Origin of the sequence: Mesorhizobium sp. 8 (assembly GCF_006351905.1) — a bacterium.
GTDB lineage: Bacteria > Pseudomonadota > Alphaproteobacteria > Rhizobiales > Rhizobiaceae > Mesorhizobium > Mesorhizobium composti.
Genome location: NZ_CP040914.1, coordinates 176,212 through 199,376, shown reverse-complemented (window position 1 = coordinate 199,376; position 23,165 = coordinate 176,212). Strand labels below are relative to the sequence as shown.

Annotated in this window: 24 protein-coding genes and 1 pseudogene; 15 read left to right on the top strand and 10 right to left on the bottom strand. The window is 62.0% G+C overall.

Going from position 1 to position 23,165, the window contains the following annotated elements:
* Window positions 1–28: 28 nt before the first annotated feature.
* Together FGU64_RS01030 and FGU64_RS23460 are read right to left on the bottom strand one after the other, a co-directional pair.
* Window positions 29–292 (bottom strand): helix-turn-helix transcriptional regulator, encoded by a 264-nt coding sequence (locus FGU64_RS01030; RefSeq protein WP_139950545.1) that lies wholly within the window; start codon window positions 290–292, stop codon window positions 29–31.
* A 194-nt stretch (window positions 293–486) separates the two neighbouring features.
* A pseudogene (locus FGU64_RS23460) lies at window positions 487–710 on the bottom strand (hypothetical protein); the annotation flags it as partial.
* A 29-nt stretch (window positions 711–739) separates the two neighbouring features.
* On the opposite strand from FGU64_RS23460, the gene FGU64_RS01020 reads away from it, so the two are divergent.
* From FGU64_RS01020 to FGU64_RS00995, 7 genes are all read left to right on the top strand, one after another.
* Complete coding sequence (locus tag FGU64_RS01020; RefSeq protein ID WP_139950544.1) at window positions 740–1,786, top strand: hypothetical protein; 1,047 nt, start codon at window positions 740–742, stop codon at window positions 1,784–1,786.
* Window positions 1,669–2,415, top strand: a complete 747-nt coding sequence (locus FGU64_RS01015) for a hypothetical protein (protein WP_139950543.1) — start codon at window positions 1,669–1,671, stop codon at window positions 2,413–2,415. The genes FGU64_RS01020 and FGU64_RS01015 overlap by 118 nt, the downstream gene beginning before the upstream one ends.
* Window positions 2,408–4,276, top strand: a complete 1,869-nt coding sequence (locus FGU64_RS01010; RefSeq protein ID WP_180375602.1) for a DUF262 domain-containing protein — start codon at window positions 2,408–2,410, stop codon at window positions 4,274–4,276. Before FGU64_RS01015 ends, FGU64_RS01010 begins: the two co-directional genes overlap by 8 nt.
* Before the next feature lie 122 nt (window positions 4,277–4,398).
* Complete coding sequence (locus tag FGU64_RS01005) at window positions 4,399–4,884, top strand: hypothetical protein (protein WP_139950541.1); 486 nt, start codon at window positions 4,399–4,401, stop codon at window positions 4,882–4,884.
* Window positions 4,885–4,945: 61 nt separating this feature from the next.
* Complete coding sequence (locus FGU64_RS01000; RefSeq protein WP_139950540.1) at window positions 4,946–6,790, top strand: TniQ family protein; 1,845 nt, start codon at window positions 4,946–4,948, stop codon at window positions 6,788–6,790.
* An 810-nt stretch (window positions 6,791–7,600) separates the two neighbouring features.
* Window positions 7,601–7,828, top strand: a complete 228-nt coding sequence (locus FGU64_RS23405) for a helix-turn-helix transcriptional regulator (RefSeq protein ID WP_210239055.1) — start codon at window positions 7,601–7,603, stop codon at window positions 7,826–7,828.
* Window positions 7,825–8,586, top strand: coding sequence for a hypothetical protein (locus FGU64_RS00995; protein WP_139950539.1), 762 nt, complete (start codon window positions 7,825–7,827; stop codon window positions 8,584–8,586). Before FGU64_RS23405 ends, FGU64_RS00995 begins: the two co-directional genes overlap by 4 nt.
* Before the next feature lie 808 nt (window positions 8,587–9,394).
* Here FGU64_RS00995 and yghU read toward each other — a convergent pair.
* Window positions 9,395–10,267, bottom strand: a complete 873-nt coding sequence (gene yghU, locus FGU64_RS00990) for a glutathione-dependent disulfide-bond oxidoreductase (RefSeq protein WP_139955222.1) — start codon at window positions 10,265–10,267, stop codon at window positions 9,395–9,397.
* Window positions 10,268–10,490: 223 nt separating this feature from the next.
* Between yghU and FGU64_RS00985 the strand changes: the two genes are divergently transcribed.
* On the top strand, window positions 10,491–10,940 hold the full coding sequence (locus FGU64_RS00985) for a hypothetical protein (RefSeq protein WP_139950538.1): 450 nt from the start codon (window positions 10,491–10,493) through the stop codon (window positions 10,938–10,940).
* A 36-nt stretch (window positions 10,941–10,976) separates the two neighbouring features.
* Here the strand turns inward: FGU64_RS00985 and FGU64_RS00980 are convergent, their stop codons facing one another.
* The 4 genes from FGU64_RS00980 to FGU64_RS00965 all read right to left on the bottom strand — a co-directional run bounded on the left by FGU64_RS00980 (window position 10,977) and on the right by FGU64_RS00965 (window position 13,564).
* Window positions 10,977–12,029 carry a GH25 family lysozyme gene (locus FGU64_RS00980; protein ID WP_139950537.1) on the bottom strand — a complete coding sequence of 351 codons (1,053 nt, stop codon included), beginning with the start codon at window positions 12,027–12,029 and terminating at the stop codon, window positions 10,977–10,979.
* 281 nt (window positions 12,030–12,310) lie between these two features.
* Window positions 12,311–12,505, bottom strand: coding sequence for a hypothetical protein (locus FGU64_RS00975; protein WP_139950536.1), 195 nt, complete (start codon window positions 12,503–12,505; stop codon window positions 12,311–12,313).
* Window positions 12,506–12,677: 172 nt separating this feature from the next.
* Complete coding sequence (locus FGU64_RS00970) at window positions 12,678–13,166, bottom strand: SRPBCC family protein (protein ID WP_139950535.1); 489 nt, start codon at window positions 13,164–13,166, stop codon at window positions 12,678–12,680.
* A 149-nt stretch (window positions 13,167–13,315) separates the two neighbouring features.
* Window positions 13,316–13,564: a ParB N-terminal domain-containing protein gene (locus tag FGU64_RS00965; RefSeq protein ID WP_136360073.1), complete on the bottom strand. Its 249-nt coding sequence runs from the start codon at window positions 13,562–13,564 to the stop codon at window positions 13,316–13,318.
* Between the two features lie 142 nt (window positions 13,565–13,706).
* On the opposite strand from FGU64_RS00965, the gene FGU64_RS00960 reads away from it, so the two are divergent.
* From FGU64_RS00960 to FGU64_RS00940, 5 genes are read left to right on the top strand one after another with little or no spacing between them, the layout of a single operon-like run.
* Complete coding sequence (locus tag FGU64_RS00960; protein WP_139950534.1) at window positions 13,707–15,347, top strand: N,N-dimethylformamidase beta subunit family domain-containing protein; 1,641 nt, start codon at window positions 13,707–13,709, stop codon at window positions 15,345–15,347.
* A gap of 11 nt (window positions 15,348–15,358) precedes the next feature.
* A complete protein-coding gene (locus FGU64_RS00955) occupies window positions 15,359–16,705 on the top strand; it encodes an aspartate aminotransferase family protein (protein ID WP_139950533.1) in 1,347 nt (448 codons plus the stop codon).
* 25 nt (window positions 16,706–16,730) lie between these two features.
* Window positions 16,731–17,666 (top strand): 3-keto-5-aminohexanoate cleavage protein, encoded by a 936-nt coding sequence (locus FGU64_RS00950; RefSeq protein WP_139950532.1) that lies wholly within the window; start codon window positions 16,731–16,733, stop codon window positions 17,664–17,666.
* Window positions 17,663–18,163, top strand: coding sequence for a GNAT family N-acetyltransferase (locus tag FGU64_RS00945; protein WP_246671208.1), 501 nt, complete (start codon window positions 17,663–17,665; stop codon window positions 18,161–18,163). Before FGU64_RS00950 ends, FGU64_RS00945 begins: the two co-directional genes overlap by 4 nt.
* Window positions 18,160–19,194, top strand: a complete 1,035-nt coding sequence (locus tag FGU64_RS00940; protein ID WP_139950531.1) for a histone deacetylase family protein — start codon at window positions 18,160–18,162, stop codon at window positions 19,192–19,194. The genes FGU64_RS00945 and FGU64_RS00940 overlap by 4 nt, the downstream gene beginning before the upstream one ends.
* Before the next feature lie 234 nt (window positions 19,195–19,428).
* Here FGU64_RS00940 and FGU64_RS00935 read toward each other — a convergent pair whose 3' ends face one another.
* Window positions 19,429–20,493, bottom strand: coding sequence for an aldo/keto reductase (locus FGU64_RS00935; protein ID WP_139950530.1), 1,065 nt, complete (start codon window positions 20,491–20,493; stop codon window positions 19,429–19,431).
* A 103-nt stretch (window positions 20,494–20,596) separates the two neighbouring features.
* Complete coding sequence (locus FGU64_RS00930) at window positions 20,597–21,106, bottom strand: hypothetical protein (protein WP_246671207.1); 510 nt, start codon at window positions 21,104–21,106, stop codon at window positions 20,597–20,599.
* A gap of 194 nt (window positions 21,107–21,300) precedes the next feature.
* Here FGU64_RS00930 and FGU64_RS23160 point away from each other — a divergent pair, with 194 nt between their 5' ends.
* Window positions 21,301–21,465 carry a hypothetical protein gene (locus tag FGU64_RS23160; protein WP_168734606.1) on the top strand — a complete coding sequence of 55 codons (165 nt, stop codon included), beginning with the start codon at window positions 21,301–21,303 and terminating at the stop codon, window positions 21,463–21,465.
* 30 nt (window positions 21,466–21,495) lie between these two features.
* Here the strand turns inward: FGU64_RS23160 and FGU64_RS00925 are convergent, their stop codons facing one another.
* The gene (locus FGU64_RS00925) at window positions 21,496–22,002 is read right to left on the bottom strand and encodes a DUF1993 family protein (RefSeq protein ID WP_139950529.1); all 507 of its coding nucleotides are present in this window, start codon (window positions 22,000–22,002) and stop codon (window positions 21,496–21,498) included.
* Window positions 22,003–22,117: 115 nt separating this feature from the next.
* Between FGU64_RS00925 and FGU64_RS00920 the strand changes: the two genes are divergently transcribed.
* Window positions 22,118–23,158 carry a DUF1176 domain-containing protein gene (locus FGU64_RS00920; RefSeq protein ID WP_139950528.1) on the top strand — a complete coding sequence of 347 codons (1,041 nt, stop codon included), beginning with the start codon at window positions 22,118–22,120 and terminating at the stop codon, window positions 23,156–23,158.
* The last annotated feature ends 7 nt before the right edge of the window (window positions 23,159–23,165 follow it).

Below are 23,165 nucleotides of genomic sequence, written 5' to 3'. Positions count from 1 at the left end.
AGTAGGAAGTTTCAGCGCCGCCTTGGAGTCAGAACCTCAAATTGCCCTGCTGAATGAGATCCCTGCGTATTCGCAGGCCCGGACCCGACGCCCCGTCATCGGGAACGAACGTTACGCCAGCCTTTTCGAAGGCATCCTGCAGGCGGCGGCGTGATTCCAGCGTGACCGTTTCGTCGTTGCGCTCGATGCGCAGGATTGTGCGTTGCCCTACGCCCGAGAGCTTGGCGAGTTCTCGCTGGCCGATGTTGAGGGCGACACGTGCGGCCCGGAGGAGTTCGTTGGGGACATCCATGGCCCCATTCCTAGCGCCCGCCCCTTCGGCACTCCAGATGGTGCCGGCGGCAATCCATAGGGGAATCTTTGTGTGGCGTCGTGGACGCCACAATCGACGCCATGGACGCCGACTGCACGACGCCGTATGTCTGTCCCGCTGATTCCAGCGAATCGCAAGGATCCGAATGCAGCGGATCCTTGGGCGGACAGCGTCGACACCTCGGAAACACGAAGACCCGCACCATAGGCGACCGAGAGCGCGGCCTGGTGTTTGAGGCAGGTTGTGGCGTTGAGCAGCCGGGCAACCTCGTCGCGGCTCAACACCACGGGTAGCTTTCGCGGATGCGCCAGCCTGACAAGCCGACGCGCCAGGTCCGGGCGGTCGAGCGTCTGGGTGAAGAAGAAGGGCGCAGGCAAGTCCGGCGACCTTGATCCACTGTCGATCCCGGCGCAGCTCCAGACCGCGTTGATCTCGCTCTACAGCCATTACGAGAAGGAATTCGAGGAATGGGAACGCGCCGCCATCGGCGTGCCGCCGGTCTTCATCGTGGTGTGCAACAACACCGCCAGTTCCAAGCTCGTCTACGAGTGGGTGTCCGGCTGGCAACGCGAGCGCGAAGGCGAGATGCAGATGATCCATCGCGGCCATCTCGGGCTGTTCAGCAATTTCGACCAGTACGGCAACCCCCTGCCCCGCATGAACACGTTGCTGATCGATTCCGAGCAGATCGAGTCCGGCGAGGCCCTGGACGCCAATTTCCGTGAAATGGCGAAGGGAGAAATCGAACAGTTCCGGCGTGAGAAACAGGAGCGCGAGGGTGCGGCGGCAGGCGCCATCTCCGACAGCGAACTCCTGCGCGAAGTGATGAACACGGTTGGCCAGAAGGGCCGTCTCGGCGAGCAGATCCGCTGCGTCGTCTCGGTTTCCATGCTGACCGAAGGCTGGGACGCCAACACCGTCACCCACATCCTTGGTGTTCGCGCCTTCGGCACCCAACTCCTGTGCGAACAGGTGATCGGGCGCGGCCTGCGCCGCCAGTCCTACCAACTGAATCCCGAAACCGGACTGTTCGAGACCGAGTATGCCGACATTCTCGGCATTCCGTTCGACTTCGCGACCGAGCCGCAGAAGGTCACCAAGAAGCCGCCGAAACCGGTTACCCGTGTTGCCGCATTGCGCGAGCGCGAGAGGCTTGCCATCAGCTTCCCTCGCGTCGCTGGATACCGCACAGAATTGCCGCCGGACCGCATCCAGGCGACCTTCCATGCAGACTCGACCCTGACGCTCACCCCGGAACGGTCGGCCCCTGCGAAACCCGGCTGGAAGGACTCGTCGGAGAAGGCCACGACATCTCTCCGGACGCGCTGGACGAGATGCGCTCGGCGGAGGTTGCCATGCACCTCACAAAACGGCTGGTCGAACGCTATTTCCGCGACGGCAACGAGGACCCGCCCTACTATCTGTTCAATCTCATCCAGCCGATCACCCGGCGCTGGATCAGGGATCATCTGAAGACGACAGGCGGCACGAAGATCGGCATGCTCACCTATGCCGAGATCGCGGACAAGGCGGCGAACCTGATCTATGCCGGCATCGTGCGCGAGGCGAACGCCGGCGGCGAACCCATCGTCAAGGCAATGCTCGATCCCTACAATCCGCGCGGCTCGACCAATCACGTCGCCTTCAACACCACCAAGCCCGTGCAATGGACCGCGCCGGACAAATGCCACATCAACGCCGTGGTGCTTGATTCCGACTGGGAAGCCGAACTTGCCCGCGTCGTCGAAAGCCATCCCGCGACAATCGCCTATGTGAAGAATCAGGCACTCGGTTTCGAGGTGCCTTATCTCGCCGGCTCGGTGTCCCGCCGCTATTTGCCCGACTTCATCGTCCAGGTCGATGACGGTCGCGGCGTCGACGACCCGCTCAACCTCGTGGTGGAGGTAAAAGGATTCCGCGGCCTCGACGCCCAACTTAAGGCGCAGACAATGGAGACGCTCTGGGTCCCGGGTGTCAACAATTTGAAGAATTTCGGCCGTTGGCGTTTCGCGGAATTTCGCGATGCGTTCGCGATCGGGGAGGAATGGGAGAAGCTGGTGGAGGAGCTGGCGGTCCCAACGGGGGAAAGTCTCCATGTTTGACAGTACCAAGCAGACGCTCAAGACGCTTCTTGAACAGGTGCGTGACGGCAAACTCCAGCTGCCCGATTTCCAGCGAGGATACGTCTGGAATGAAGATGCCGTCGTCAGCCTGCTGGCAAGCATCGCCAAAGGTTATCCGGTCGGCGCTCTGTTGACGCTCGAGCGTGGAGGACAGGTGAATTTCAAATTTCGGCCGGTCGAAGGCACGACTGTTGAAAATGCAAACCCCGAAGCACTGTTGCTGGATGGCCAGCAACGCATGACTTCGCTCTATCAGTCGGCATATTCGGATCGACCTGCGAAAGTTAAGAATGCTCAATCCGACGTCGTTGAACGGTACTTCTACCTCAATCTCAGGAAGGCCCTGGCTAACGGCGATTTCGAGGATGCAATCGAAACGGTTCCCGCTACTCGCATCCGCATGAAGGTGTTTGCGCGGGAAGTCGACATCGATGTTTCTACTTCCTCGTTAGAATTCGAGCAGCACTTGTTCCCGCTGAACCGATGCTTCGACGAGAAGGACTGGGTCTACGGCTGGCGCGATCACTGGAAGGCAAAGGGCGTTGACATCTATGAGATGGACAAGGCGTTCGATCGGCAAATACTCGACCGTATCCAGCGCTATGAGATGCCCATCATCAAATTGACCAAGGACAACGGACGGGAAGCCGTCTGCACCATCTTCGAAAAGGTCAATGTCGGCGGGGTCAAACTGGATGCCTTCGAACTGGTTACCGCCATTTTTGCGGGCACCGGCGAGGGCTTCGACTTGCGCGAAGACTGGTGGGGAACGAAATCCCAGCACGGACGCCTGGGACGCATCCGTGCCAACACCAAGCCGGACGGGGTCTTCGCAAAGCTTGCTAGCACAGACTTCCTGCAGGCCTGCACGCTGTTGCACACGATGGAAGTTCGTCGGCAGCGCGAAGAAAACCCCATTCCCGGAACGCAACTGCCGCAGATTACCTGCAAGCGCGACGCCCTTCTTGCCCTACCGCTCTCCGCCTATCAGGGCTATGCGGACAGGGTCGAAGTTGGATTTATCGAGGGTGGCAAATTCCTTGCGGAGCAGAACATCGTCTACCAGCGCGATCTGCCGTATCCGCCGCAGCTGGTTGCTTTGGCGGCACTCTTCGCCAGCCTTCCCGCCACGTCCATCAACAATGCGACCGTACGCGCCAATCTTTCGAAGTGGTTCTGGGCGGGCGTTCTGGGCGAACACTACGGCGGCGGCACTGAAACAAAGATTGCTCGCGATGTTCCTCAACTGATTGCTTGGCTAGAGAAGAACCAGGCGGCCCCAACCATATTCGAAGACGTTACCTTCGTGTCGAACAAGTTGACGCGCCTGCGTCGCCGCCAATCGGCGGCCTACAAGGGCTTCCACGCATTGTTGATGCGGGAGGGATGCCGCGACTTCGTATCGGGCAAGGCATTCGACCTTATGACGCTCTGGAGCGAGGCAGTCGACGTACACCACATCTTCCCGCAGTCATGGTGCCGCAATAACAGCAAGGCGCTCGAGCAGTACGATTCCATCGTCAACAAAACACCGCTCTCGGCAGCAACCAACCGCTACATCGTCCGCGGGGATGCACCCTCGGTATATCTGAAACGGATCGAGCAGGATCACAAGATTTCGGCTCCTGAACTCGACGCGATCCTGAAGACGCACCTGATCCCCGTCGAACATCTGCGGGCAGATGATTTCGAGGCTTTCTTCGACGCGCGAATGACGATGCTCGCCGGATTGGCTGGCAAGGCCATGGGCAAGGCCAGCGTTGACGCGGCCGCTTTCGAGGAAACGACAGCTCCCGACGACGCTCTCCTGGATGAGATCGAGACCGCCGATGCCGCATAAACTCATGCTCAAAATATTTATAGTGATGGAATGACGATGGCCAAGACCCCGATCCAGAAGGCTGTTGCGGCGCTCTAAGGCACCAGCATGCGCTTTGGAACAACGGTCCCATCATTTTAGGCGTGATCATCCCGCTTTCGGAAGACATCGCCATTTACGAGGAAGCCGCTCAGTGCGTCAGCCAGCATATTCAGAACACGGACCCCAGAATTCGGTCCGACGATGTGCGGGTTGAGATTTTCCAGCAACGAGGCAAAGGCAGGCGGAGCTTTGATCTGTTTCAAGTGGCGGCCGAATACGAAAAGCTCCTTCTTATTGCAGCATCACGTGATCTTCTGCCGGACGGTATTGAGTTCGTTGCGGACGCAATCGTTGAACTGCAGCCGCCCCATATGAGGCATGTCCGCGGAGGTGCAAAGCTCCTCTTGGAACAGAGCCTCACCGACGAGCAGGCTGAGAAGATTGCCACTTTCCCGCTCCGTGTAGTCGCCGCAACTTGGCGAAAGGGAAGAAGTCCTGCCCGCGCGATCGACTTGATGGCGCGATCCGTGAGCAGAACATCTTCACCGCAAAAGACTGGAAGACAATCATTCCTTCGAACTCACTGAAGGATTTGACCGAACGTCATGACCGCCAGATTCTTGTGAGCAGCGGCCGGAAAACAGCTAGATGACCCGCCTGGCGCTGGAACCCAGCGAGGCTGCAATCGGATACTGTTCGCGGCTATCGGCAGCTTATGGCGCTCCCACCCTCCGCGATTTCTGCAAGCATGTCGACGTTCCGTACATGTCGCTCATCAATCCCGATTCTTCGGCGTTGACGGCTTTTGCAAATCTGGGCGGAGTAGATGTCAGTGACCTAAGCTCGAGAGCATTGATTGCCAAAAAGGACCACTACGATATTGGCGGCGAGGTGCTGACAAAGAGATTCATCCGGCATCCTGGCCGCGGCTTGTTTGTATGTCCGGCATGCCTGCTGGACGATCTGGAAAAAGGATCTGGAAAGCCGTCGACGAGGCCCTACCTGAGAGTGGCTTGGCTTTGCAGGTCAGTCCGGTCCTGCCCCACGCACAACATGCGCGTTGTTCGACTGGAAGTCGGGGTTCCGTATATCGCGAGCGATCTTTCAGCACTTGTCAGACACTCGCCGGAGAAACTTCGCAAGCTTGTCGACGAAGGCGAGCCTTTGCCCGAATCCGATTTTGAAGCCTATGTCCAAGGTCGACTTAACGGGCAAAACGACGGCAATTCTTACCTAGATGGCCTGCCCCTGCATATCGCAGTGAAGCTTACCGAGATCATCGGTGCGCAGATCCTCTTCGGGCACCGTGTGCCAATGTCTCGCTTGCAGGAAGACGACCTATTTGCGGCTGGGCGGGAGGGCTACCGCGCCACTCGGCACGGCAAAGAGGGCATCATCGATCATCTAACGACCCTAACACGCCGTTTCATGGAAACAGAAGGGCCTGCAGGCGGCCAATCAATTTACGGCACCTTGCTCGACTGGTTGCGCAATAGACCAGAATTTCGTCACCTGGCGGCAGACCATGCTGCTGAAAACCTGCCCGTGGGGCCTGCCAACAATCCCTTTTTGACCGGGTATCCTCGCAAATTGCATTCGGTTCAATCAGCATCAAAAGAGTACGGCCTTCACCCCAAACGGGTTCGAAGAACCGTTATCCAGCTTGGACTGGCTGACAACAATCCCGAACTGACGGACGATCGCCTCCTCTTCGACGCCGTAGCGTCCGCAACCGTGTTTGAAAGCCTCACGCAGGCAATGTCGTCAGAGGCGGCACGCCAATACACGGGGATCCGGCGCGTGACCTGGCAGGTTCTCGTTCAGGCAGGTGTGTTCACGCCAGTTATGGAGCGAACTGCGGATGGCCATTGTTACGAGGTCTACCCCCGAACCGACCTCGATGATTTTATGGACAGAATGACATGTTCGGTCGGGGCCCGACCAACCGATGCCTGCGGTATTCTCGAGGCGGTGCGGAAAGCTCGGTGTTCAGTGGTCGACGCGGTACAGTTGATCCTCGACGGACGAATGAAATTCGTAGGTACTGTCCGGAACCGACGTGATTTTTGCAGCATCCTCATTTCCGGGACCGAACTTCGCGAGCTAGCCCATCAGCCCGGCCACGGAGGCAACAGTTTGGCTCAGGTACAAGCGGCTCTGAAAACAACTGACGTTACCGTGAGAGCGCTCACACAGCACGGCCACCTTGCCTGCGATACGGTTATCAATCCTATCAACCGCCGACCGCAAAAGATCGTGCATCCGGACGAGTTGAAGAGATTCAAAGAAACGTATGTCTCGCTATCCGAGCTTGCGAAAGAACGAAAATCGCAGATCGGACATCTTAAGCGGTCGTTTGAGAACGAAGGCATCGATCCCGCCATTGAACTTGGGGCCAACGCAGCGACCTTTTATCGGCGATCAGATGTTGCCCAGATCGCCCAATCTCCTGAAGCAGGCCGAGGATCCATTCTCAGCCAAGCCGCCGATTAACCACTGCCATTTCTTCCGATCGACTTCTCTGAATTGGTCAGTTATGACCCGGCACATGGTTAGGACTTCGCGCATAACCCGGTGACTTTATCGAGCGGCTACAAGCCGCTTACGTCACCTATTTGCTGCGCGAAGGAGCCTGGACATGACTACCATCGAAATTTTTGCTGTGCGCCTCTTTGATGTGAAGCGCTTTTCCGATCAGGTTCCTCTGGTCCACGAAAGCCGTCATGCGGCCTCTGATCTGTGCAGCAGGCTCCGCGGAAAACATCGCGCCTGTAAGCCGTCGCTCTCAATGCAGATTGGCGACTTCATTTCGTGCACCAGACACCCACCAAGGGATTGGTCTACATCGTCGCTATTGCGCTGTTGATCGCTGGACGCCGCCCTCGCCTCCATGGCGATGAGGGCCACCGCCCGCTATCTCCTTCAAGCCAAGACAAATGACGAAGGCGCATGACCACCGTGGTCGACTGATAAAGCCTCGCTGCCTTTAAGATGCTCTCTCCAGGAGAGCATTGCCTCCTGCTACGATCTCAAAATCTGTCTTGTGCAAGCCCGCCTCTGAGCGGGCTTTTTTTGCGCGCGAACCCAGGTTCACCTCCCGTTGTGGCATGCGCAGCTCAGGACGAACCTTATCTACCTTCTCGACATTTAATATGCCGATTTCGAAAAGCGATAAAGTAAATTCAATGGCTTACAGGCAATCAAGGACAAACCTTAGGTGCGCGACCAGTCGATCACGGAGACGATCCCGCCGCAAGCCAATATCGCCTGACGCCCTTTGGACAACTATGCTCCGAAGGGCGGATGGCGATGACGATGACCCGACCTGAATTGGCAAAGCTTGTAGGTACAACGCCGCTTGATATCGCCAGAATCGAACGCGGAGAAAAGGAGCCAAGCGCTCACTACGTTCTCCTCGTCATAAGCATTCTGTCTTTGGATAAAGACGACGTGGAAGTGGCCCTAGCAGCTCAATACCCAGCATATCGTCTCACCCGCGTTACCCAGCCTCGATATGGTTCGCAACAATGAAGAATGTATATGTTGCTCGAAGCGCCTCATCTACTCAAATTAACCTTCTTGCCGAATGGGTAAGAACAACTTTATCCCCGAACAATGAGGACTTCGATACAATCAGATTTGTAGAAATTGATCTTCCTAAGCTGTTTCCCAGCATCTACATCCATATCGAATCTGACGATAAAATGGGTTTGCGCCGGGCGTTTGTCGTTGAGCGGCCCTTAGGAATAGTAGTTTCGGAAAGTACATATGAAGGTGCTTCTAATGGCTGTCTATTTTCTCAAGAAGTAATTTTGCATGAAGTCGGACATTTGATCCTTCACTATAGATACGCGAAACTGGGGCTTAATAGCGCGGCTCAACCCTATATAGACAGGATAAAAAATACACCTTTGGCAAACAGCGCAGAATGGCAAGCGGCCTCGTTTGCACTTTCAATACTTTATCCATCATCGATATTGAAGAACATAAAATCGCCTAATGATATTGTCGAAAAATATGACGTCTCCTTAAACAATGGCGTTAGGATATTTAATCATATAAAAAGAATTCGTACGCGAACTGCATGTACCGATAGAGAATTCGACAAAAAATGGTTACGAGAAATTTTAAACTCTCTTTCGCGAAAAGACTTAAAAAGATTGGAAACGAAATTCCAGTCTCAACTTCTACTTTTCTTTTCGCGTGGAAACTCTCATCGTTCGCGTCAAAAAAATAACAATTCGAAAGTCGAAATATCTCCTACCGCCACCGCCCCAACTTTGGGCTAAACCGGATAGGTAAGAGGACCACTAGCAAACGAAAGAGCTTGGCGGCGTCTCACGCCGCCGGGAGTAAGGCTTGCCCATGGATGGCGAGCTGAGGTGATCTTCGCGAGAATCTTCCCGAAACTTATCCACCTCTCCCGAACCCGTCCCATACTCACCCCAGCTTCCCGCGCGGGAACACCGGTCATGACGGTGATTGCGTGGCGGGGAGCCGGCGCCTCCGGTGGTTGTTCAACGTAAGCAACCACCCGGGGAGGTTCCGTCCAAGGGTTCCCCTGGGGATATTACGGTCCCCGTGCGCTGGACGAGCGCTGCAAACTTCGGCCGGTGGCGGCGCAAATGCCTTCATCGTGTGCCGTGGCGAAGCGGAACGGACGGGAACAGAAATCGCCGGACGGCGGTCTTCGGATCGCAGTTTCATTAAATTCGGCAGCGTTTCGACGACCGCCGTCTTCCCGACCTCAGCAATCGAGGTCTGTTCTTTGACAATGGCCAGACGGAAGAGATTCCGGGCGTGGCGATGAAGAAGTGCGCCGACTTCCCCCTCCCCCTCAAGGGGGAGGGGGACGCCCGCAGGGCGGTGGGAGGGGTCGTTGACCGCAGAGCGAGGGCTTTATAGCGATAAAGTCGGAGCGGTTGAGGTGACCCCTCCCGTCAGGCCTGTGGCCTGCCACCCTCCCCTCAAGGGGGAGGGGAACGACGGCGCTACCGCCCTTCGCTGTCGCTCCGGGTGTTCGAAGCTCAAAAAGCCAAGCAATTGGCTTTTCATCCGCTACGCGGACCGCTTCTCCCCCTCAAGGGGAAGTCGGCGCTACTCCGCCGCCACCTTGTCCTGCGTCCTGGTGTCGAAATCGGAAGCGTCGTGGCGCTCGCGAAGCTGGCTCGACGGATCACCGGAGGTGCGGTTGACCTTGCGGCCGCGCGTCACCGCAGGCCGGGCGAAGATCTGGTCGGCCCAGCGGTTGACGTTCTTGTACTCGTGGGTGGACAGGAACGTCGCCGAATCGCCGTACTGCCAGCCCTTCACCAGCCCGCCGTACCAGGGCCAGATCGCCATGTCGGCGATGGTGTATTCTGAGCCGGCGATGAATTCGTTGTCGGCGAGGCGCCGGTCGAGCACGTCGAGCTGGCGCTTGGTTTCCATGGCATAGCGGTCGATGGCGTATTTGATCTTCTCCGGCGCGTAGGCATAGAAATGGCCGAAGCCGCCGCCAAGGAAGGGGGCGGAGCCCATCTGCCAGAACAGCCACGACAGCGTCTCGGCGCGGGCCGGCTGCGAAGTCGGCAGGAAGGCGCCGAACTTCTCGGCCAGATGCATGAGGATCGCGCCGGATTCGAAGACGCGGATCGGCGTCGGCCCGCTGCGGTCGAGCAGCGCCGGGATCTTCGAGTTCGGGTTGACCTCGACGAAGCCGGAACCGAACTGGTCGCCGTCGCCGATCTGGATCAGCCAGGCGTCGTATTCCGCTTGCCTGTGGCCGGCAGCCAGCAGCTCCTCGAACATGATGGTGACCTTCTGGCCGTTCGGCGTGCCGAGCGAATAGAGCTGGAATGGATGCCTGCCCACGGGCAGCACCTTCTCGTGCGTGGGGCCGGCGACCGGGCGGTTGATGTTGGCGAAGGTGCCGCCGTTGCCCTTTTCCCAGGTCCAGACTTTCGGCGGCGTATAGGGGGTATCGGTCATCGTGCGCTTTCTCCAGCGTGTGACGGAAGAAGTTCCACTGGGCAGATAGGTGGCGTCGGCGCTCTTCGCCACGTCGAGCGTTGCCAATCGACTGGTCCAGCGCGACCGCACCCGCGCGGTGTCGCCGGAGGCTCGGATCGCGAGAAAAAAACCTCGCGCACCCCCCTGTCGCAGGCGGCCGGAGCGCTACCTTTCTATTGATCTCATACGAGAGGAGATTGCGATGAAACACCAGATCCCCGACAAGATCATCTCGACCGCCGAACTGATACCGATGATCGACAGGCCCGCGGCAAAGGATTTTGGCGCGCGCCTGGACCTGTGGGCAGCCGCGCTGGAGCGCCATGCCGGTCCGCTCAGCGCGCTCTACCGGCTGGAATACCTGCAGCGCGCGGAGTTGCGGGCCTATCGCCGCGACAACACCCCGCTCGCCGTCGCCTTCGCCGACGAGTCCCTGCGCCGGGCCGGCCTTGCCGGCGACAGTCTCGGCGACATCATGGATTTCTTCGGCCTGAGCGAGGGCGCCGCGCACCGCCTGCTCTGCGACTGCCACTACAACGGGGCGATGACGGGAGCGCGGCTCGCCGCAAGCCTGAGGCGGCGGGCGTGGTGGTCACGGCGCCGCGCCGCCTTCGTCAGTGGTTTCCGAGGGCTGCTCGCCCGCGCGGCCTGAGGGGAGCGAACCGGCCGGCGACTTGCGGAAGGCGGATTACTCGGCGTCGGCCATGATCGAACCGCCGCCGCGCCAAGCGCGCCATTGGGATTCCGTGCCGTTGAAGACGTTGAGGTCGATGCGGCCGCTCACCCCGTGCGACAGGCCGGAGCCGGAATACTGCCAGAACAGCCAGTCGCGGCCGGGATAGACCTTGGAAGGATGCCGGGCCACCGAGCGCAGCCAGAACGGATGGTTCGGGAAGGCGCCCCTCAGGTTGTCGGCATAGAAGTCCGGCGAGGTGTAGATGACCGGGCGCTGGCCGTAGTGGGCCTCGAGCTTGTCCATGAAGACCTGCATCTTCTCCAGCACCGTGGCGCGCGAGGGCCTGCGCTTGCAGGAAGACTGGTGGTTCCATTCCACGTCGATGACCGGCGGCAGCGCGCCGCGCACCCTCGGCACGTTGCGGATGAACCAGTCGGCCTGCTCGCCCGCCGTGCGGCACCAGTAGAAGAAATGATAGGCGCCGCGCGCAAGGCCCGCCTCGCCGGCGCCCTTCCAGTTGCGGCGGAACATCGGGTCGATGTGGTCGCCGCCGTCGGTCGCCTTGATATAGGCGAAGTTCGCGCCCTGCTCGCGCAGCTTCGACCAGTCGATGTCGCCCTGCCAGCGCGAGACGTCGACGCCATGCACGGCCAGCTTCTTCGGCGAATGGCGGCCGAAGTTGATCGGCTTGGCGTCGCGGAAGCGGCGCTCGCGGATGCGGTGGTCCACGGCCGGCTTCGCCTGGTCGGCGGCGCGCACGGCCGGCCTGGGCGCAGGCATGACGGCGGCAAGGCTCACCGGCTGGGGAGTGTCGCCGACCAGCGCGTCGGGCTCCACGTCGGCGCCCATCTCGGGCATGGAGAAGGCAGCGTCGGCAACGGTCCGGCTTTCGACTGAGGCGACCTCGGCCTTCGGCTCGACCGCCCGCACGGGCGCGGCCGGACGAGAAATCGCGCTGGTCGTCTCCATCGACGGGCCGGGCACGATATCCTCGATACCGCGGCTGGAGGTGCAACCGGCGGCAAGGCAAGCGAAAAGGACGGCAGCGAAGCCCGGCAGACGCATATCGAACCTGTACGCACAACAAAACAGATCGAACGACACCCATTCGCGGGCGGCGCCAAGGCAATTGCTAACGAGAAATTACCAACAAACCATAAATGCCTGAAAAATTGTCCGCGATGCCAGCCGGCACAACCCGAAAGCGCGAGGCGGCACGCGGCTGTCACGCCGGTAAGGCGTGCCGCATCGCAGGTCTGAGGGGTATAGGAAAGCCCGGCAAACGCCGGCGGCCGCACGGAAGCGGCGGTTCGTCCCGGCCGCTCACAAGGCCGGCAGCCTGCGCGCTAGAGGCACAGACGTTGCATCAGGCAGGTCTTGATGACATGCGCCGGCGGAATCAGTTCGCGCTCGGCGGCACGGTCACGCGCCTGCTCCAGCAGAAGCCGGACGTCGTCCGCCTGCCAGCCATCGCGCGCCATCACAAGCTGGATCGTCGGATCGTCCAGCAACTCGTCCAGGGTTCTTGCGCCCTCGGTCATGAATAGACTCCTCGTCGGCCCGCCTCGACCCTTAGATAGGAAGACCATCGTGACACGCCAATGATCGTTTGGCGGCTATCTTGCGGCAAAGACAAGAAAAATGTGCTGCACCGCAGCACCGCGAACCCTCGTGGCTGCGCTTTTTTTGCAACCGCGAAGGGACGCAAAACGCTCAGGACAGGCTTTTCGCGAGCGCCTCGAGTTGCTCGGCGCAGATGCCCCAGCCCTCGTGGAAACCCATCTTCTCGTGCTGCTCGCGATCCTCGACCGTCCAGTGCCGAACGGTCGCGACATAGCGCGTGCGCCCCTCGCCCTCATCTTCGAGGGTGACGATGCCGACCATGAACGGCTTGCCGGACGGCTGCCAGGCCGACGTGAACGCATCGGTGAAAACGAGTTTCTCGTTCGACACGACGTCCAGATAGACACCGGGATTGGGGTACTCGTTGCCATTCGGGTCGGCCATGACGATCAGCGAAGAGCCGCCGGGGCGCACGTCCATTTCGGCACGCGGCACGCTCCAAGGCTTCGGCACGAACCATTGGGTGACGAGTTCGGGCTCCGTCCAGCAGCGCCAGATATTGGCGCGCGGCGCATCGATGATGCGGGCGAGCACCAGTTCGCGGTCGGAGGAAGGGGCGATATCGATCGTGGTGGTCATCACAAGTCCTCGTGTTCGGTTTGGGCGTCGGTAACCGCCTCAAGGACGGCCGCTCCTGGACGAAACCGACAGCAGCCCGTGAAATTCTTCGCGCCGAGGAAATTTCGCCGGGATGCCAGCGTCTTGCGGCAAGGAGCTCCGAAACCGATTCAATGCCGCCGGGCGTGGACCAGATAGGCGTCTATCGCCTCCTCGCCCAGCCATTTCATCGCCTCCAGCCGATGCTGTCCTTCGACGAGAACAAAGCGCTTGCCGTCCTCGCGGACCTGGATCGGCGTCTTCAGGCCGTTTTCCACTATGTCTTCGGCGAGAGCGCGCACCGTTTCCGGATGCAGCAGCTTGCGGCGCGCCGTCGGCACGTAGATGTCGGCTATTCTGACCTTCTGGATCCGCAGCATCGTGCCTCCCTCGCAGCGTGGTCGTCACATATAGCGGCTTGCCATGGTTCGGCCAACCGAAGCCCGCGCGCTGGCCCGATGGGTTCGCTTGACGCCCGGCCCGCGCTTGGCCGAAATGACGGCGCATCGTTTCAGGATCACCATGACCGGCCTGCCGACAGAATTTCCGGATTTCGGGTTGACGCACGAGCAGCGCAGGCTCGCCGTACGCAGCCACTATTACGAGCGACCGGGCATGGACGGGGCGCGCGGCGAGATCTGGTGCTACAGCGACCGCTTCTCCTACCGCCCCGGCGAGACGGTGCGGTTGCAGGTGAGTTCGACCGCGTCGCGATTCACGCTCGATATCGTGCGCGACAGCGGCAACGAATCGACCGTCTTGACGCAATCGGACATCGCGGCGCGCTGGCAGGACACGCCGGACGATTGCTCCGTCGAAGGCTGCGGCTGGGAGACAAGCTTCGAATTCAGGATCGGCAATGAGTGGCCGTCGGGCGGCTACCGGCTGACGCTTACGGCCGAAGGCCGCGATGGGCAGCCGATCCGCTGCCATCATGTACTGATCGTCCTGCCGAAGCCGGGCCGCAAGCAGGGACGTATCCTGCAAGTCGCGGCAACCGGCACATGGCTCGCCTACAACACATGGGGCGGCTCGAACCATTACGAGGGCATCACCGGGCCGGAGCGCAATCAATATTCGCCGGTCGTGTCGACGCAGCGCCCATGGTGCCGCGGCTTTGTCGTAAAGCCACCCGACGCGCCGCGCGTGCCGCTGGAGGTGGCGATGCCGCCAGGCACCGTGCCGCGCTATCCGCATATGGAATGGGCCTACGCCACCGGCCATTCGAAGAAATACGCCTCGGCGGGCTGGGCCAGCTACGACAGCCATTTCTTCCGCTTCGCCGAACGCGCCGGCTATCAGGTGGATCTGGCCAGCCAGCATGATCTGCATTTCACGCCGGAAATCCTGCTCGACTATGACTGCGCCGTCTTCGTCGGCCACGACGAATACTGGACGTGGGAGATGCGCGACGCGGTCGACGCCTTTGTCGAGCAGGGCGGGCATGCGGCGCGCTTCGCCGGCAACTTCATGTGGCAGACCCGGCTGGAAGACGAGGGGCGAAAACAGGTCTGCTATAAATATCGTGCGCGCGCCGAAGACCCCGCCTATCGCGGCGGCGACGTGACGCGCGCCACGAACTCATGGGAAGCGCCGGAAATCGGCCGTGCCGGCTGCAAGACGTTCGGCCTCAATGCCTCGAACGGCATCTACGCCGGCTGGGGCGGCTGCGCGCCGCGCGGTGCGCGCGGCTTCCCCGTCTACCGGCCGCAGCACTGGGCCTTCGCCGGCACCGGGCTCTACTACGGCGACATACTGGGCGCCGAAAGTCACGTCTTCGGCTATGAGGTGGACGGGCTGGACTACGAGATGCGCCACGGCCTGCCCTACCCCAGCGCCACCAGCGGCGCGCCGGACGGGCTGGAGATATTGGCGCTCGGCATGGCCTGCCAAGTCGAGGAAAGTCCCGACGTGCCGCTGGAAGACCAGTTCTTCGGCGACGAGGACGGCCGCTTCGTCGCCGAGACGCTGTATGGCGAAGCGAGCGACGAAAACCTTGAGAAAGTGCGCTACTCCAACGGCATGATCGTCAATTTCAAGCGTGGCAAGGGCGAGGTCTTCCACGCCGGCACCTGCGAATGGGTGGCCGGGCTGCTGCGGCGCGATGCCATGGTGGAACAGGTGACGAAGAACGTGCTCGACCGTTATCTCGGCCGTTCGTGAACGAGGATCGAATGAACGTCCAGACCAAGCCCAACCTTTTCCATTTCACCCGCGCGCCGCGTCCACTGATCGACCGGGCCGACGGCATCTACATGTGGGACGCCACCGGCAAGCGTTACATCGACGGCTCGTCGGGCGCGGTGAACGTCAATATCGGCCACGGCAACCGCACCGTCATCGACGCCATGAAGCGGCAGATGGATCGCGTCTCCTTCGCCTACACCATCCACTTCGAGAACCAGCCGGCGCTGGACCTCGCGCGCGAGCTCGCCGCCCGCCTGCCCAGCCTCGACCGCATCTATTTCGTCTCCGGCGGCTCGGAAGCCGTCGAGGCCTGCCTGAAGCTGGCGCGGCAATGGGCGGTGGCTACCGGCCAGCCGAACCGCTGGAAGATCATCGGTCGCATGCCATCCTATCACGGCATCACCATCGGCTCGCTCGGCGTCACCGGCGACGGTGTGCTGACGCCAGCCTTCGAGGCGATGGGCCACGCGATGCCGCTGATCCCGGCGCCGATGGTCCATCGCGACCGCGACAACCTATCGTTGGAACAGCGCGGCCTGCGCTACGCCGACATGCTGGAGGAAAAGATCCTGGCCGAAGGGCCGGAAAGCGTTCTGGCTTTCATCATGGAGCCGATCGGGGGTGCCGCGACCGCCGCTCTCGTGCCGCCGAACAGCTATTTCGCTCGCATCCGCGAGATTTGCGACAAGTACGGCATCCTGCTCATCCATGACGAGGTGATGACCGGCATCGGTCGCACCGGCGCCTTCCTCGGCGGCGATCACTGGGCCTGCCGCCCGGACATCGTCTCGCTGTCGAAGGGCCTTTCCTCAGGCTACGCGCCGCTGGGGGCGTTGGCAGCGTCGGAGCGCATCGTCGGGCCGGTGCTCGAGATGGGCGGGTTCCTGCACGGTCATACCTATGGCGGCAATCCGGTGGCCTGCGCCGCCGGCGGCGCGGTGCTCGCCGAAACCGACCGGCTCGGCCTGATCGACAACGCTGCCGCCATGGGCGCCGTGCTGAAAGCCGAACTGGAAGGACTTTCGGCGCGCTTCCCCTTCGTCGCCGACGTGCGCGGCAAGGGGCTGTTGCTCGGCGGGGAACTCTATGCCGATCCGGTCGCCAAGGTGCCGCTGCCACGCGAGCTGAACGCCAATGTGCGCCTGATCGACCTTGCCTTCGAGCGCGGGCTGATCGTCTATTCGCGGCGCGTGAAGGGCGGGCCGGAAAGCGACAACTTCATGGTCGCCCCGCCGCTGATCGTGACACGCGAGCAGATCGGCGAGATCATGGGCCTGCTCGGCGACACGCTGGAAGCGCTGGCGGCCGAACTCGACCTGCCCGTTAATCGCTAGCCAAGGCAACCGCTGAGGGAAGAAAATGGCGTCAGCGCCACGAAAAGTCATCATCACCTGCGCCGTCACCGGCTCCGTGCATACCCCGACCATGTCGCCGCACCTGCCGGTGACACCGGACCAGATCGCATCGGACGCCATCGCGGCTGCCGAGGCCGGCGCCTCGATCCTGCACCTGCACGCCCGCGACCCGGAAAATGGCCGACCGACCGCCGATCCTTCCGTGTTCATGCAGTTCCTGCCGCGCATCAAGCAGGCGACCGACGCGGTGGTGAACATCACCACCGGCGGCTCCTCGCTGATGACGCTGGAGGAGCGGCTGGCGGCACCGCTTCAGGCACAGCCGGAAATGTGCTCGCTCAACATGGGCTCGATGAATTTCGGCCTGTTTCCCATGCTCGACCGGCCGCGCGAGTGGCAGCACGAGTGGGAACCGAAGCTGCTTGAGGCCACGCGCCACACCATCTTCAAGAACACTTTTGCCGACATGGAGACGATCCTGGACAAACTCGGCAAAGGCTGCGGCACGCGCTTCGAGTTCGAGTGCTACGACGTCGGCCACCTCTATTCGCTGGCGCATTTCCGCGACCGCAAGCTGGTCGAGGGGCCGCTGTTCATCCAGTTCGTGCTGGGCATCCTCGGCGGCATCGGCGCCGATCCGGAAAACCTCATGCACATGAAGCGCATCGCCGACAAACTGTTCGGCGCCGACTACCGCTTCTCGGTGCTGGCCGCCGGTAGGGCGCAGATGCCGCTGATTTCGATGGCCGCAGCCATGGGCGGCAACGTGCGCGTCGGGCTGGAGGATTCGCTCTACGACGGCCGGGGACTGGCGAAGTCCAATGCCGACCAGGTCAAACGCATCCGCGGCATAATCGAAGGCCTGTCGCTGGAGGTCGCGACGCCGACCGAAGCGCGGGAGATGCTGGCGCTGAAGGGCGGCGACCGGGTGGCGTTTTGACCGGCCTCATCATCCGCCCTGCCCGACTGGACGACGCAGACGACATCCATGCCGCTCTCGTCGGTATCGCCGAGACGGTCGGCGAACTGCACAAAATGACGAGCACGCCGGACGACATCCGCCGCGACGGCTTCGGCCCGCATGCCCATTTCCACACGCTGATCGCGGAAATCGATTCAAGCTTCGCCGGCATGTGCCTCTATTTCCCCATCTATTCCACATGGAGGGGGCAGCCGGGCGCCTATGTGCAGGACCTTTTCGTGGCCAAGGACTTTCGCGGCTTGCGGATCGGCGAACGGCTGCTCAGGCATCTGGCGCGGGCGGTTCGGGACCAAGGGGGCGGCTACATCGAATTGCAGGTGGATGCCGGTAACGTCAGTGCGCAACGCTTCTACCAGCGCATCGGCATGAAGCGGGATGCCGACCACGTCTACCAGTTCATGGGCGATTCGCTGACGGCCTTTGCCGGTAAAGAGGATGATGAGGAGACCGCATGAAAGCCTTCTACGCCGCCGAGCAGAAACGGCACGACCCGAAGATGTTCCTGTCCAGCGGCGCACAGCAGCCGAATCCGGAGCAGCCGGAGCGCGTCGAGCGGCTGCTTTCCGGCGCCAAGGCGGCCGGCTGCACGGTCGAGCGGCCACGCAATCATGGGCTCGGCCCGGTGGCGGCGGTGCACACGCCGGAATATCTCGATTTCCTCGAGCACATCTTCGTCCGCTGGCAGCGCATCGAGGGCGCCTCCCAGGAGGTCATCCCCAACATCCATCCGCTGGCGCGCGACGGCGCCTATCCGGCCTCGGCGGTCGGACAGGCCGGCTACCACATGGCCGACACCGCCTGCCCGATCTCGGCCGAGACCTGGGACAGCGTACTGTGGAGCGCATGGAGCGCCGTGGAAGCCGCCGAAGCCGTGATGGGTGGCGCGCCTTCCGCCTATGCGCTCTGCCGTCCGCCCGGCCATCACGCCTTCGCCGACGTCGCCGGCGGCTTCTGCTTCGTCAACAATTCGGCGGTCGCCGCACAGGCGCTGCGCAAACAGGCGGCGCGGGTGGCCATCCTTGACGTCGACCTGCATCACGGCAACGGCACGCAGGGCATCTTCTATGCGCGCGGCGACGTGCTGACGGTCTCGCTCCATGCAGACCCGGTGCGCTTCTATCCCTTCTTCTGGGGCCATGCCGACGAGCGCGGCGAAGGGCCGGGCCTCGGCTACAATCTCAACCTGCCTTTGGCGCGCAAGTCCGGCGACGCCGCCTTCCTCGAAGCGCTAGACGTCGCGTTCCGGCGCATCCGCGCCTTCGCGCCGGAAGCGCTTGTGGTGGCGCTGGGGCTGGATGCCTTCGAGGGCGATCCGTTCGGCGGCCTGTCGGTCTCGACTCCGGGCTTTTCGCGCATCGGCGAGGCTATCGCCGGCCTCGGCCTACCGACGGTGATCGTGCAGGAAGGCGGCTATCTGTGCGATGCGCTGGGCGACAACCTGACGGCGTTCCTGACGGGGTTCGGCGGGAAGCACCGGGTGGGGTGACGCTTTTCTCTCATCCATCAGCGCCGCCCCTCACCTGCCTGCCGGCATCCTCTCCCCGTAAACGGGGCGAGGAGGGATGGCTGCGCCCTTGCCGCTCGTTCTCCACCGTTGAAGATTGGCGGAAGCGGCGGTGACAGCGCGCCTCGCCCCGTTTACGGGGAGAGGATGCCGGCAGGCAGGTGAGGGGCGGCGTAGACGTTGGGAAAGCGAGCGCTAGTACCGGTCACCATTGCTTCACGGACAGGGATTTCCCACCCTTTGGTGCACGGCGTCCACCGCCGTCTGCATCTCGTCGATCCACTTGACGTCAATGGCCGACAGCGCGGTTTCCAGCTGGCCGAGCGTGGTCGCGCCGACGATGCTCGATGTCAGGAAAGACCGGTTGAGCACGAATGCGGCGGCGAAGGAGGCCGGCTCCAGCCCGAAGGAGCGCGCCAGTTCGTTATATTCGAGCTGCACTTCGGCGGCGTTCGGCGTCTCGTAGCGCTGGCCGCGATTGAAAAGCTGCGTGCGCGAACCCTGCGGGCGTGCGCCGTGGTCGTACTTGCCGGTGAGATAGCCCTGCGCCAGCGGCGAATAGGCGAGCAGCGACACCTCCTCGCGCTCGCACACTTCCGCCAGGTTCACCTCGAAGGTGCGGTTGAGGAGATTGTAGGCGTTCTGGATCGAGGCGACGCGTGGGCCTACGCCCTTCTCCGCCTCGAAAAGGAAGCGCATGACGCCCCACGAGCTTTCGTTCGACAGGCCGAAATGCCTGATCTTGCCCGCCTTCACAAGTTCGTCGAACACGGCGAGCGTCTCGGCAATGGGCGTTTCGGGAGCGGTGACCGCCGCCGCGTCCGCCCGTCTCGGGGCGCCGACCCGGGTCGGGTTCGAGCCCCAAGGAATGTCGCGGTCAGGCCAATGGATCTGGTAAAGGTCGAGATAGTCGGTCTGCAACTTGGCCAGCGACTTTTCCACGGCATCGACGATATCGGCGCGAACCAGCGTCGAGGGGCGGTCACCGCGGAACCATTCGTTGGCGGTGCGGCCGACGACCTTGGAAGCAAGGATCACCTTGTCGCGGTTGCCTTTGGCCTTCATCCAACTGCCGATGATCTTTTCGGTTCGCCCCTGCGTCTCGGCCTTGGGCGGGATGGGATAAAGCTCGGCCGTGTCGATGAAGTTGACGCCGCGCCCGAAGGCCATGTCCATCTGCGCGTGGCCCTCGGCCTCGGTGTTCTGCTGGCCCCAGGTCATCGAACCAAGGCAGATGCGCGAGACGAAAAGGTCCGTGCGCCCAAGGCGGCGTTTTTCCATGATGCAACTCCGATGGGAGGCCGGCACTGAAGGCGCGCGGCAGGACGGCATCAGCATAGAAAAGGATGCCGCGATCTCCAAGCCCCGCGATGAGAAGCGCCGTTCAGCGCCCAGCGCCGGCCTTGCGCTGGGCCTCGTCGATCAGCATGTTGGCCACCTGCATGCGGATCATGGCGCGTTGGCGCAGATGCGGCGCCACCCGGTCGGGATGGTTGGCAAAGGCGAAGCTGCGGCGCAGGCGACCGAGATCGGCAGCCGGGGCCGACCCGTCGAGGCCGAGTTCCGCGGCGATCGCATCGGGATCGATGGGCGGCAGCACCTCCTGCGGCAGGGGCTGCTCGTCGGCGAGCGCCGCCCTCGCCTGCTCGAGCAGGGCCGCGAATTCGGCCGCCATGTCGGCGCCCGCCTCGCGGTATTCAGCGGCGACCGCCTCGCCTGCGACCCTGATGCGTCCGGAATGCAATTCGTCGACCACCGCCAGATAGTCGAACGGGATGGACGGCGCGGCCGCCGCCTCCCCGCCAGCATCAGAGGCGGCGAAAAGGTCGTCGAGCAGCGAAGCGAAATCCCGCTTGGCTCCGGTAGCGATGGCGACCTCCCAAAAAACACGCAAACTTGCGGCCACCATAGCGGCGGGGCGTTAAAAATGATTGCCCACGATCGACGGCAATTTAGCCGATGCGCAAGTCACGGCCGGGCAAAGCAGCCCCTGTCGGGAAAAATTGCCGCACACGGCAATGCTGCACTGCACAATCCGTCATGAATCACCTATATGCGTCCCGGGAGGACCAACTGGAGAGCCTGACCATGGGGTTCTTGACCGAGATGTTCTCCCGCCCGCGCCCGACGGAGCAGTCGCGCTATCGTGCAGCGCTCGCGATTGCCGATACAATCAACAATTCCGACCGCATCGGGACGGCCGCCAAGCCCATCGACTTCCGGCGCATCGCCTGCGAAATGGCGATGCGCTGAGGTTTGGGGCCCCTTGCCCTGGCGGCTCGCTCAATGTCCGCGGATGAACAGCACCTTGCCGAGCGGCGCGCCGTTGTGGCGAAGGATGTCGTAGGCGGTGGTGACGTGGAAATAGAAGTTCGGCGTGGCGTAGTTGAACAGGTATTGCAGACCGGGCATGGCCATGTCGCGCCCGCCGACCTTCAGGTTGATCGTCCGTTCCTCCGACCCTTCCAGATCCGCCGCCGAGAAGGTCGCCAGATGGTCGAGCGTCTTTGCGATACGGGCCTGGAGGTCGGCAAAGCTCGCCTCGCTGTCCTCGAATTTCGGCACCTCGCGGCCGGCCAGCCGTGACGGCGCGCCCTTGGCGTGGTCGGTGGCGATCTGTACCTGCCGCGTCAGCGTGAACATATCCGGCGCCAGCCGCGCGTTCAGGAACACCGACGGATCGATCTTGCGTTCGGTCGCGTTCTGCTCGCCCGCCGCCAGAACTCCGCCCAGCGCTTTCAGTCGCGCCTGAAACACCGCCACGGACGCATCGTACATCGAGATAGGCACGTCATTTCTCCTTGCTGTTGTCGTGACGAACTAACGCCGCGCCCGACGATTCCACAAGCGCCACGGCAGCGCCGCATTCGGTGCTAGCATTCGTCCAGACAAGGGGAGATTCGTCATGAAGAACGCCCTGATCGCGACGGCTCTCGCCGTCGCCTGCTGCGGCCAGGCCGCGAGGGCCGCGGACGGCCCTTATCTGGACGACCGTTCCAGCCCGGAAGCGGTGGTGCGCTCGCTCTACAACGCGATCGACCGGCACGACTATGCCCGCGCCTGGGGCTATTTCGGCGAGGTCAAGCCGGCCAAGGATTTCGACAGCTTCGCCAAGGGCTACGAGAACACCGATAGTATCGAACTCAGGGTCGGCAGCATCTCGGAGGAAGGGGCCGCGGGCTCCATCTACTACGGCGTCCCCGTCGCCATCCTCGCGACGGACAAGAAGGGCGAGCAAAGGGTCTTTGCCGGCTGTTACACGCTGAGACAGGTCAACGCCGATCAGGAACCCCCGTTCAATCCCATCCATATCGACAAGGGTGAATTGAAACCTTCAACGGCCGCACTGGACGAGGCCGTGCCGGAAAGCTGCGGCGACGGCCCGCCACCGCCGAAGAAGGACGCTGTGCTCGAACAGGCCAAGAAGGCATTCCTCACCGCCTATGGCGACCAGTGCGACAAGGAAACGCCGGAGCACAAGCCGATCAGCGAGCCGGCGGCCTATTCCATCCACTACAAGGACAAGGACGCGGCGGAGGGAGAACCGGACCGCGAAGCGCGGCTGTTCCGCTTCTATTGCCACATGGCAGCCTACAACGAGAGCGCCGTCTACTACGTGGCCGACACCGTCACAGGGGTGCGGCAATTGCAGTTCGCCGTGCCGGAACTCGACATCCGCTACGAGAACGACGACCACGAAGGCAAGGTGGACTCGATCACCGTCACCGGCTTCCAGACCGAGGACACGGCCATCAATTCCGCCTACGACGAGGCGACCCGGACCATCTCGACGCATGCCCTGTGGCGCGGCGTGGGCGATGCCTCGTCCGCCGGCACCTACCTGTTCCGCAACGGCCGGTTCGCGCTGGTGCAATATGACGTCGACGCCTCCTACGACGGCGAGGCGAACCCCGAGACGGTGGTGGACTACAACACCCCACCTTGAGCGGGGC